The sequence below is a fragment of the Thermoflexus sp. genome (assembly GCF_042408365.1).
GTDB lineage: Bacteria > Chloroflexota > Anaerolineae > Thermoflexales > Thermoflexaceae > Thermoflexus.
In genome coordinates this window covers 16507-27106 of record NZ_JBHOQJ010000268.1, presented here as the reverse complement: position 1 = coordinate 27106, position 10600 = coordinate 16507, and the positions used below count along the sequence as shown (strand labels likewise).

Annotated in this window: 10 protein-coding genes; all 10 read left to right on the top strand. The window is 64.3% G+C overall.

Annotated features, from left to right (window positions below; all coding sequences use genetic code 11):
* On the top strand, positions 1–459 hold a 459-nt coding region (gene mraZ / locus ACFMO5_RS12250), incomplete at its 5' end, for a division/cell wall cluster transcriptional repressor MraZ (protein ID WP_376793038.1).
* Positions 460–528: 69 nt separating this feature from the next.
* Positions 529–1443 (top strand): 16S rRNA (cytosine(1402)-N(4))-methyltransferase RsmH, encoded by a 915-nt coding sequence (gene rsmH / locus ACFMO5_RS12245; RefSeq protein WP_376793037.1) that lies wholly within the window; start codon positions 529–531, stop codon positions 1441–1443.
* Positions 1440–1745 (top strand): hypothetical protein, encoded by a 306-nt coding sequence (locus tag ACFMO5_RS12240; protein WP_376793036.1) that lies wholly within the window; start codon positions 1440–1442, stop codon positions 1743–1745. The genes rsmH and ACFMO5_RS12240 overlap by 4 nt, the downstream gene beginning before the upstream one ends.
* Entirely contained in the window at positions 1742–3493 is a 1752-nt protein-coding gene (locus ACFMO5_RS12235; protein WP_376793035.1) for a peptidoglycan D,D-transpeptidase FtsI family protein, read from the top strand. The genes ACFMO5_RS12240 and ACFMO5_RS12235 overlap by 4 nt, the downstream gene beginning before the upstream one ends.
* A 99-nt stretch (positions 3494–3592) precedes the next feature.
* Entirely contained in the window at positions 3593–5032 is a 1440-nt protein-coding gene (murF, locus tag ACFMO5_RS12230; protein ID WP_376793034.1) for a UDP-N-acetylmuramoyl-tripeptide--D-alanyl-D-alanine ligase, read from the top strand.
* 72 nt (positions 5033–5104) lie between these two features.
* The gene (gene mraY / locus ACFMO5_RS12225) at positions 5105–6127 is read left to right on the top strand and encodes a phospho-N-acetylmuramoyl-pentapeptide-transferase (protein WP_376793033.1); all 1023 of its coding nucleotides are present in this window, start codon (positions 5105–5107) and stop codon (positions 6125–6127) included.
* 178 nt (positions 6128–6305) lie between these two features.
* Entirely contained in the window at positions 6306–7682 is a 1377-nt protein-coding gene (gene murD / locus ACFMO5_RS12220) for a UDP-N-acetylmuramoyl-L-alanine--D-glutamate ligase (RefSeq protein ID WP_376793032.1), read from the top strand.
* Positions 7679–8908: an FtsW/RodA/SpoVE family cell cycle protein gene (locus tag ACFMO5_RS12215; protein WP_376793031.1), complete on the top strand. Its 1230-nt coding sequence runs from the start codon at positions 7679–7681 to the stop codon at positions 8906–8908. Before murD ends, ACFMO5_RS12215 begins: the two co-directional genes overlap by 4 nt.
* Entirely contained in the window at positions 8826–9977 is a 1152-nt protein-coding gene (gene murG / locus ACFMO5_RS12210) for an undecaprenyldiphospho-muramoylpentapeptide beta-N-acetylglucosaminyltransferase (RefSeq protein WP_376793030.1), read from the top strand. The genes ACFMO5_RS12215 and murG overlap by 83 nt, the downstream gene beginning before the upstream one ends.
* A complete protein-coding gene (locus ACFMO5_RS12205) occupies positions 9974–10498 on the top strand; it encodes a CvpA family protein (protein WP_376793029.1) in 525 nt (174 codons plus the stop codon). The genes murG and ACFMO5_RS12205 overlap by 4 nt, the downstream gene beginning before the upstream one ends.
* Positions 10499–10600 lie beyond the last annotated feature (102 nt).

The window sequence follows — 10600 nt, the reverse complement described above, 5'->3', positions numbered from 1 at the left end:
CAGCCGGTGCTTCCTCCTGGAGATCCCCCGATGTTCCTGGGGGAGTATCGGCATGGGATCGACGCGAAGGGGCGGATGTTCCTCCCAGCGCGCTACCGGCCGTTCTTCGCAGCGGGGGCGGTGCTCACCAGAGGCCTGGAGCCCTGTTTGTATTTATTCACCCTCCCCGAATGGCGGCGGGTGGCGGAGCGGATCAGTCAGCTCCCCCTCACGGCCCCAGAGGCCCGGGAATGGCGTCGGTTTTTCTTTGGAGGGGCCTTCGATGTCATCCCCGATGAACAGGGCCGGATTCTCCTTCCAGCTTCTCTTCGGGCCTATGCGGGTCTGGAGGGTCAAGCGGTCATCGTCGGCGTTCACACCTATTTGGAGATCTGGTCCCCCTCCGCCTGGCAGGAGATCCTGGAGCGCTTTCAGAACGGCCGGATCCCGCCAGAGCATTGGATGAGGCTGGAGATCTAAGCGCTCCTCCTACCCCAGCCTCATGTTGGGGCAGGGGGAGTCCAACGAGGCTGGACGTGGATATCCGCGATGCACATTCCGGTTTTGCTTCGTGAAGTGTTGGAGGGCTTGAGGGTTCGACCCGGTGGGGTTTACATCGATGCAACCGTGGGAGGAGGCGGTCATGCCGCCGCGATCCTGGAGCGCTCCGCGCCGGATGGCCGGCTCTTGGGGATCGACTGGGATCCTGAGGTGTTGGAGCGGGCGCGGGAGCGCCTGCGCTCGTTTGGCGAACGCGTGATCCTGGTCCACGGCTCCTATGCGGAGCTCCGGCGGATCGCAGTGCGTTACGACTTCTTAGAGGTTGATGGGATTTTGTTCGATCTGGGCCTTTCCTCATGGCAGCTGGCTGACCCTCGTCGGGGGTTCAGCTTCCAGCTCGAGGGCCCGCTGGACATGCGTTATGACCCTGAGCATGGGATCCCCGCGGCGGAGATCGTGAACCGTTGGCCGGAGAAGCAGTTGGCGGAGGTGATCCGTCGATACGGGGAGGAACGGTTCGCCCGACGGATTGCCCGGGCGATCGTGCGGAACCGCCCGATTCGCACAACGACCGAGTTGGCCGAGTTGATCGCGCGGGTGATCGGTCGAGGGCGGGAGGATCAGCATCCGGCGACGCGGACGTTCCTGGCGTTGCGTATTGCCGTCAACGAGGAGCTTCAGGCGTTAGAACATGCGCTGCCTCAGGCAGTCTCTTTGTTGAAGCCAGGTGGTCGTCTGGCGGTGATCGCCTTTCATTCCCTTGAGGATCGAATCGTGAAAGCGTTCTTCCAACGGGAGTCGCGGGATTGCCTGTGCCCGCCGGAGGTTCCCGTTTGCACTTGTGGGCATCGGGCGAGCCTGCGCCCGGTGACGCGTAAGCCCATTCGCCCATCCGAGGAGGAGGTCGAGATCAACCCACGGGCCCGAAGCGCCCGCCTGCGGATCGCGGAGCGTTTAGGATGAGTGGCCGACAACGCGTTCTTCTAACAGTGGCCGGAACGCTGATGTTCCTAGCGGCCTTCTTTCTGCTGTTTATATTTCTCTCCACGGCTACAGTGGAGCAGGGTCAGATCGTCCAGCATCTAAGCGAGACCCGCGCGGCTTTGGAGCGGGAGAACGCGGCGATGCAGGAGGCCATCGCGGTGGAAAGCGCGGTTCCCCGCTTGCAGGAGCGGGCCCGGGCGATGGGGTTCATCTCCGGCGGGGGGAGCCCAGGCCTTTCTCTGCCGATCACGCTTCCGGTGACGGAGGAGGCAGAGCCATGAAGGAGACCCCATCGGCGTTGCGATTCAAACCGGTGGTAATCCCTCCGGCTCTGCTCTTGGGGTTGGTGTTGATGCGCCTGTTTTATCTGTCCTTCTATGCGCCCGAGGAGGCGCTCGGCATCCAGTCCTTGGAGCTCCGCCTGGAGGCTCAGCGAGGTCGCATCCTGGATCGGCAGGGCGCCGTGCTGGCCATGGACGCACCGCGATATCAGGTGATCCTGGAATATCTGCCCATTGCTTATGGGGGAGATCGGGAGCGTCGCGCGAGATGGCTGCACCAGGTGGACCAGATCCTGAGCCCTTTGCTGGGTGTCTCGGTGCAGGAAGCGGCGCGGAGCTGGCCGGATACGGGGTGGCAGCTCCCTGTGGCGCGGGAGATCCCGGAAGATCTCGCTCGCGTGATCGCTCGGCGGATTGAAGAGGCGGGCCTGCGAGGGGTGCGGGTGATGCCTTACTGGAAGCGGGTGTACCCGGAGGGCCCTCTGCTAGGCCCAGTGGTCGGCTTCGTGTTCTTCGGAGTGGACGGTCAGGGCATGGAAAGACGGCGGGGCGCCATCGGGGTGGAGCGAGCCTACGACGAGGTCCTGCAGGGAAAACCGGTGATTCTACGTGTTCCAGTGGATGCGGAGGGGCGGCCGTTGCCTGTAGAGGAGGAAGCGCTGGCTCAGCCCGAACCCGGCGGGGAGGTGGTGCTGACCATCGATCGAACCATCCAGGCGATCGTGGCGGAGGAGCTGGCACGGGGTCTGCAGGAGAGCGGTGCCCAGCGGGGCGACGTCGTGGTGCTTCGTCCTCGCACCGGCGAGATCCTGGCGATGGTCAGCATGCCCGCGTTTGATCCGAACCGCCCGGAAACCATGGAGCGCGACGCCCGCAACCCGGTCGTCCAGGATCTTTACGAGCCGGGATCGGTGTTCAAGATCCTCACCATGGCCGCGGCCCTGGAGGCCGGGGTGGTCCAGCCGGAGACCCGTTATCTGGACCGAGGATGTGTGGAGTTCGGGGGCGCGCCGATCTGCAACTGGGATGTGGGTCCCTATCCAGGAGGACGGGGCTGGCTGGACATGACGGAGCTGCTGATCTACTCCCGGAATGTGGGGGCAGCCTACCTGGCTCGCCTCCTAGGGCCGGAGCGATTCTACGACGCTTTGCACGCCTTTGGGATTGGGGAACCGACCGATGTGGATCTTCCCTATGAAGCCGTGATGCGGGTACGGGCCTATGGGGACCCAGATTGGCGGGAGTCAGATCTGGGCCGCCAGTCCTTCGGGCAGGCGGTCTCTGTTACCCCTTTGCAGATGGCTGTTGCGGTATCCGCTGTGGCGAACGATGGGCTGATCATGCGGCCCTTTGTGGTCCAGGAGGTTCGATCGGCGGGAGGCGTGCAGCGGATCGAGCCCCGGATCCGCCGTCGGGCGATCTCGGCCCAGACGGCGCGGACGCTCCGGGAGATGCTGGCGGCGGTCATCGAGCGCGAGGCCATCAAAGCGCAAGTGCCCGGTTACCGGATGGCGGGTAAAACCGGGACGGCCCAGATCCCCACCCCCACCGGCTATGATCCGCAGGATACCATCGCCTCCTTTGTGGGGTTCGGCCCCGTGGAGGACCCACAGGTGTTGATCCTGGTGAAGCTGGATCGGCCCCGGCGCTCGCCGTGGGGCTCTGAGGAGGCTGCTCCGGTGTTCGCCCGCATCGCGGCGCGGATCCTCCCCCTCCTCGGGGTTCCGCCATCGGCCTCGGGGCATTGAGAGGGGTAAGTTCCCGCGGGCATCTCCCGGTTCATACGTCTTAGTGGGACACTTTAGCGTCCGCCTTTCTTACCGAACAATATTCAAGGTGAACGAGGGATGGCAGGGGAAAGCGGGATTCGGGTCCCAGTGGAAGGAATGACGTTGGCGGACCTGGCGGAGGCGTTAACTGGGTACCGTCCGCCGTGGGGGACGCCCATCCGACACGTGGCCATCGATTCCCGGGCCTGCGAAGCGGGGGATCTGTTCATCGCGCTGCCGGGGGAGCGGACCGACGGTCATCAATACGTGGGGGACGCGTTTCAGCGCGGGGCCATCGCCGCGATCGTCCATCGGGAGGTCCCGGAGGGCGCGATGACCGTGGATCTGGAGCGGGGGCCGTGGCCGGATTCCCTGGCGTTCCCGGTCTGCTTCCGGGTGTCGCGCACGCTGGACGCCCTCCACCGCTGGGCCGGATGGTGGCGGGCGCGGTTTCCGGTGCGGGTGATCGGCATCACCGGGAGCGTGGGGAAGACCAGCACCAAGGAGCTGACCTGGGCGGTTCTCTCCTGGCGGTATGAGACCCTTAAAAGCGAGGGGAACCTCAACAGTGAGATCGGGCTGCCGCTGATGTTGCTCCGGCTCACCCCACGGCATCAGCGGGCGGTGCTGGAGATGGGGATGTATGCGCGAGGGGAGATCGCCGCCCTCTGTGCCATCGCCCGCCCGGTGATCGGCGTGGTGACGATGGTCGGCCCGGTTCACCTGGAGCGGCTGGGGAGCCTGGAGGCCATCGCCGCGGCGAAGGCGGAGCTGGTCGAGGCCCTGCCGGAGGAGGGGGTGGCGGTGCTAAACTGGGACGACCCTTACGTCCGGGCGATGGCGGAACGGACCCGGGCGCGGGTCTTCTTCTACGGCTTGGATCCGAAAGCGGATCTGTGGGCGGATGAGATCGCAAGCGAGGGGCTGGAAGGGGTCCGCTTCGATCTTCATTACCGGGGCGAGACGTTTCGGCGGGTTCGGGTCTCCCTGTTGGGGCGGCACAGTGTGCACACGGCGTTACGGGCCATTGCTGTGGGGATCTTGGAGGGGCTCAGCTGGGACGAGATCTTCGCCGGCCTGATGGATCGGCGGGCCCAATTGCGCCTGGTGGCCGTGCCCGGCCTGCGGGGTTCGATCCTCCTGGACGACACGTATAACGCCAGCCCTCCTTCCATGCTGGCGGCGTTGAACCTGCTGGCCGAGCTGGAGGGGCGAAAGATCGCCGTGCTGGGAGATATGCTGGAGCTGGGCGCCTATGAGCTGGAGGGACATCGGTTGGTGGGGGGGCGCGCGGGGGCGGTGGTGGATCTCTTGATCACTGTGGGCCCCCGTGCGCGCATCATCGCCCAGGAGGCGATGGCAGTGGGCTTGCCGCCTCACCGGGTATGGACATGCGACTCCAATCAGGAGGCCATCGAAGTCCTCCGGCAGGTCCTTGAACCCGGGGATGTGGTTCTGGTGAAAGGCTCACGGGGCCTTCAGATGGAGGAGATCGTAAACGCTCTGTGTGAAGGATGAGATGGGGTACGGTGCTTTGAGAACCCGCTCTCTGTTGCCGCTTCATGATCTTTTGTTGAGAGGTGTTCCTCAGTGGCACAGGCATTGTTCATGGGTGGTCTTTCCTTCCTGCTCGCAGTGGTCTGGGGTCCGCCCTTGATCCGCTGGCTGCGAGCGAACGGGATCGGGAAGAAGATCCGAATCGAGGGGCCACGGACTCATCTGGTGAAGATGGGGACGCCCACGATGGGCGGCTTGATGATCGTGCTGCCGGTGGTGATCCTGACGCTGATCCTGAACATCGGGAACTTGATCGCCAACACGGAAGCGGGGCGTGCGTTCCTACGACAGATGGGCTGGCCGGGCGATCAACTGATCGGACGCTCGATCCTGGTGCCGGTAGGGGCGATGCTGGCTTTCGGGGCGCTGGGCGCCGTGGATGATTGGATGGGCACGCGGGGGAAGGGCGGGCTCCTGGCCCGTCACAAATTCCCACTCCAGATCGCGCTGGGGGTCGTGCTCGCCTTGGTGCTGCATTTCGGGATGGGCTTGCGCAGTGTGGCCATCCCTACGGTCCCCCAGAAGATCGATATCGGGCTTTTTTACCTCCCGATCGCGGTTTTCATCATCGTGGGCTCCGCGAATGCCGTGAACTTCACGGACGGCCTGGATGGTCTGGCGGGGATCATCACGGCGACGTCCTTTATCGCATACGGCGTGATCGCTTATCTGCAGGGCCAGATCTACCTGGCGACGTTCGCCTTCATCGTGGTGGGAGCCTGTATGGCCTTCCTCTGGTTCAATGCGCATCCAGCCCAATTGATTATGGGGGATGTGGGCTCCCAGGCTCTGGGGGCGACGCTGGGGGTGGTGGCCCTGATGACCGGCCAGTGGCTGCTGTTGCCCATCGTGGCGTTGATCCCGGTGGTGGAGACCCTTTCGGTCATCCTACAGGTGGCCTATTTCAAATGGACCCGGGGGAAGCGGTTGTTCAAGATGAGCCCCATTCACCACCATTTCGAGCTGTTGGGCTGGTCAGAGCCCCAAGTGGTGCAGCGGTTCTGGTTGATCGCGATCTGGTCCGCGATGATCGGCGTGGCGCTGGCGTTGTTGTAAACATGGCCCTTCGGAGATCTTTGGGGCCGCTGAAAGAGCTTTCCCCCCCTTCTCCACGGCCCTTTAGGCCTTGGAGAGGGAGAGAGGGTGGAGGAGTCCTCCCCTTCCTCCACTGTATATGCTCATCACTCGAAGCGAGAGCAAGCTTGGCGCTTGGTGATGAAAAGGCGAGGTGCGGATGCGAGAGCTCTCGGGCGCTCGCGTGGTGATCCTGGGTTTGGGTCGACAGGGGACCGCCCTGGCGCGTTGGCTGATACGCCAAGGGGCTAGGGTGACGGTCAGCGACCGACAGCCGGCGGAACGCCTCCAGGGGTTTCTGCAAACCCTGGAGGGTTTGCCCATCCGTTATGTGCTGGGGGATCATCCCTTATCCCTTCTGGAGGATTGTGATCTCCTCTGCCTGAGCGGGGGAGTCCCCTTGGACATTCCCATTGTCCAGGAGGCGATCCGACGGGGGATCCCCATCACCAACGATGCCCAGCTGTTCCTGGAACGCTGTCGGGGCTGGACGGCAGGGATCACGGGGTCCTCCGGGAAAACGACCACGACATCCCTCGTGGGGGCGATGTGTCAGGCAGCCGGGTTCCGGACGTGGGTGGGTGGCAACATCGGCAATCCATTGATCGAGTTCGTTGAGGAGATCGGATCTGAGGATCGGGTGGTCCTTGAGCTGTCCAGCTTCCAGCTGGAGATCATGACGGTTAGCCCGCGGGTGGCGGCGGTGCTGAACATCACGCCCAACCACTTGGACCGCCATAAAACGATGGAAGCCTACATCGCGGCCAAGCAGCGCATCCTCGATTTTCAAGACGTCGAGGACATTGCGGTACTGGGGTACGACGACCCGAACGCCCGGGCCATGGCGGCGGCAGTGCGGGGGCGGTTGCGGTTCTTCAGCCGGGAGCGGGAGGTCGCTCGCGGGGCCTTCGTTCGAGAAGGAGCGCTCTTTTTGCGTCTGGGCTCGGACGCTTGGCCGATCTGCCGGGTTGATGAAGTGCGGCTGCGAGGTCGACACAATTTGTGGAACGTCCTCGCGGCGGCGGTGGTCGCCGGCAGCTTGGGAGTCGATTTGGGGGCGATCCGAGAGACGGCGACGACGTTCTCCGGCGTGCCGCATCGCCTGGAGCTGGTTCGAGAGGTGCGGGGGGTGCGCTATGTGAACGATTCCATTGCCACTACGCCGGAACGGGTGCGGGTGGCTCTGGAGGCCTTCGAAGAACCCCTGGTGCTCCTGGCCGGAGGCCGGGACAAGCAGCTCCCGTGGGATGAAGCCGCGCGGACGATCGCCCGACGGGTGCGGGTGCTGATCTGCTTTGGAGAGATGGGGGATCGAATCGCGGAAGCGGTGCGGGCCGCCCGCGCGGGTATGGGGGAGTCCGCGCTGGAGCGGGTGGAGCGTGTGGGCACCTTGGAGGAAGCAGTGGCCGTAGCCGCCCAGTTGGCCCGGCCGGGAGAGGTGGTGCTGTTATCGCCTGGGGGGACCAGTTACGATGCCTATCGAGATTTCGAGGAGCGGGGCGCGCATTTCCGCCAGCTCGTGGAGGCGTTGGGATGACCACAGCACGACGAAGGTGGTATGGACAATCGATCCCGCGGAGCGGCTCTCTGGCGTGGTCGTTTCCAGCGAGCCTTCTCGAGCTGGCGTTGTTGATCCTTATGGCCGTGTTGGTCCTGGTCGGTCTCTCGCTGGTTTATAGCGCCACTTACTATCTGGCGCAGCAACACTTTGCTGATCCTTGGTATTTCGTCCGACGCCAAGGCGGGGCGGCGCTTTTAGGCACACTCGTCCTCCTAGGGCTCTGGCGGATCGACTACCGGCATTTGCAACGCTTCTCCATCCCTCTGGCGGTGCTGGGGGTGGCTTCTCTGATCGCCGTGCTGATGGTCGGGGAGGATCGGCTCGGCGCGCGGCGGGCTTTCTCGGGCGGTTCTTTCCAACCGGCTGAGTTTGTTAAGCCGATCATCATCCTCTACCTGGCCACATGGCTGCCGACAAAGGGCGAACGCTTGCGGGAGCTGAGCCGGGGGTTCATTCCGTTCTTGATGGTGCTGAGCGTGGTGGTGATTCCAATTTTCCTCCAGCCGGATCTAGGGACAGGGCTGTTGATCGCGGGGATCGCTGCCTGGATGTTTGTGGCCTCCGGCGCCACATTGGCTCAGGTCCTCCTCGGGTTGGCCGTGGGGGCGGGGGTGTTCGGAGTGTTGGTTCGAGTGCATCCCCATGCGATGGCGCGGTTGATCAGTTACCTGGAGGCCCTGAGAAACCCGGATAATGTCCGTGGGCATCTCAGCGTGGTCTGGCAAGCGATCCGCTCCGGCGGGCTCTTCGGGAAAGGGCCGGGAGCCATCTGGTATACCCTTAGCGGCCAGGTGCCTCTTCCACACTCCGATAGCGTGTTTGCAGTGCTCGGCGAAGCCTTTGGGTTTATGGGGGTGATCTCGGTCATCACCTTGGTCGGCATCTGGGTGGGCCTGGGATTTTTCACTGCCCGACAGGCAAAGGACGCGTTCGGCGGATTGCTGGCCTTAGGGGTGACGCTGTGGATTACCTGGCAGGGGTTGATCAACCTGGGCGGATTGATCGGTGTGATTCCCTTCTCGGGGGTGCCCTTTCCTTTCATTAGCTATGGCGGTTCTGCCCTGCTCAGCGAGTTCGTCGGCGTGGGGATGTTGCTGAGCGTGGCCAGGAGGCTAAGGGATGCGGATTTGGATCGCCGCCGGCGGGACCGGCGGGCACGTCTATCCAGCGCTGGCCGTCGCGGAGGCCCTTCGGGCCGCTGACCCAAGCGCGGAGCTGATCTGGGTAGGCACGCGGGAGGGAATGGAGGCCCGTCTCATCCCTGCGCGGGGTTATGATTTCCTTCCGGTGGAAGCGGGCGGTGTATCTGGAATGGGATTGCGGCGGGGGACGGCGGGGCTCTGGCGGCTGGCTCAGGGAACCGCACAGGCGAAACGGGCGATGGCGCGAGGACGCCCTCACGGGGTATTCACCACCGGGGGGTTCGTGTCGATCCCCGCGGCCCTCGCCGCCGCCTGGTCCGGAGTTCCGATTGTTGTGTATCTGCCCGATCTCGAGCCTGGCCTGGCCGTCCGATTCCTGGCTCGCCTCGCTGCTCAGGTGGCCGTCACGGCTCCTGAAGCGCAAGCGGCCTTCCGGCGCCCGACGGTCGTTACGGGGTATCCGGTGCGACGGGCATTGGTGGAAGCCGCGCGGGCCCGGGAGGTGGCTCGCCAGCGGGGGCTGGCCCGCTGGGGTTTCACCCGAGAACTCCCCGTGGTGCTGGTTTTCGGGGGGAGCCGGGGGGCTCGTCGCTTGAACCAAGCGGTCGCCCGCCATCTAGAGGCGCTGACCGCAGAGGCCCAGGTGCTTCACCTCACTGGAGCGTTGGATCTGGAGGCGATGCAGGAACGACGGGCGGGGTTGTCGTCGGAGCGTCAATCTCGCTATCGACCGGTGGCCTATCTGGATGAGGAGATGGGGGAGGCGCTGGCGATGGCGGATTTGGCGGTATGCCGGGCGGGAGCCTCCACCCTGGGAGAGCTTCCGCTGTTCGGGCTGCCCGCGGTGCTGGTGCCCTATCCCTACGTGCGGCGCCATCAAGAGCACAACGCCGCCTATCTGGTCCGACAAGGGGGCGCCGTGATGATCCCGGACGAGGAGATTGAGGATCGACTGGGAGAGGTGGTGGGTGATCTCCTGAGGAGCCCAGGGCGTTTGATGGAGATGCGCCAGCGGATGGCCGCGCTGGCCCGGCCGGAGGCGGCGGACCGCCTGGCGGCTCTGGTGATGGAGGCGATCCAGGGACGGAACCCTGCCCTCGTAGGGCACCGGACGGGGAGGGAGGGATGATTGCGCTGAACGCGGTTTTCTGGATCTTCGTGATCCTGTTCGCCTTAATCGGGGCGTTGCGGGGGGTGGCGAAAGAGATTCTGGTGAGCGCCTCCATCGTCGGCGTTATGTTTCTCTTCAGTTTGTTGCAACAGTTCGCTCCCGCCATATGGGAGTCTTTCACCAGAGATCCGGCCACCGGGTTTTTCATTGAGGGCGTCGCGATCGGTCTGGCGGCGCTCTTCGGTTACGCGGGGCCGGCGCTCTCAGTGCAGCTGGCCGGTCGGGCGAAGCGGGAGAAGGGGGTAGAGATCATCGCCGGCTTCGCCGCCGGGGCCATCAATGGGTGGCTGATCGCAGGTTCGGTTCTGTTCTTCCTGCATCGCGCAGGGTATCCATTCCCGGAAGTCATTCAACCTCCGGGTCCCAACAGCCCGGTGATGGATCTGATGTCCTGGATGCCTCCGGCGGTGATGAAGCCGCCACTGCTTTACTTTATGGTGGTCGTGGCGTTGTTCGCCTTGCTGATTTTCTACCTGTGAGTGGGAAATGCACGATCCGGAACCGAGGGGGGAGCAAGGGGCTCCGTTCCCAAACTCCGGCGAGGAAGACCCCGCGCTTTCACTTGTTAGGGCTCCAGCCGT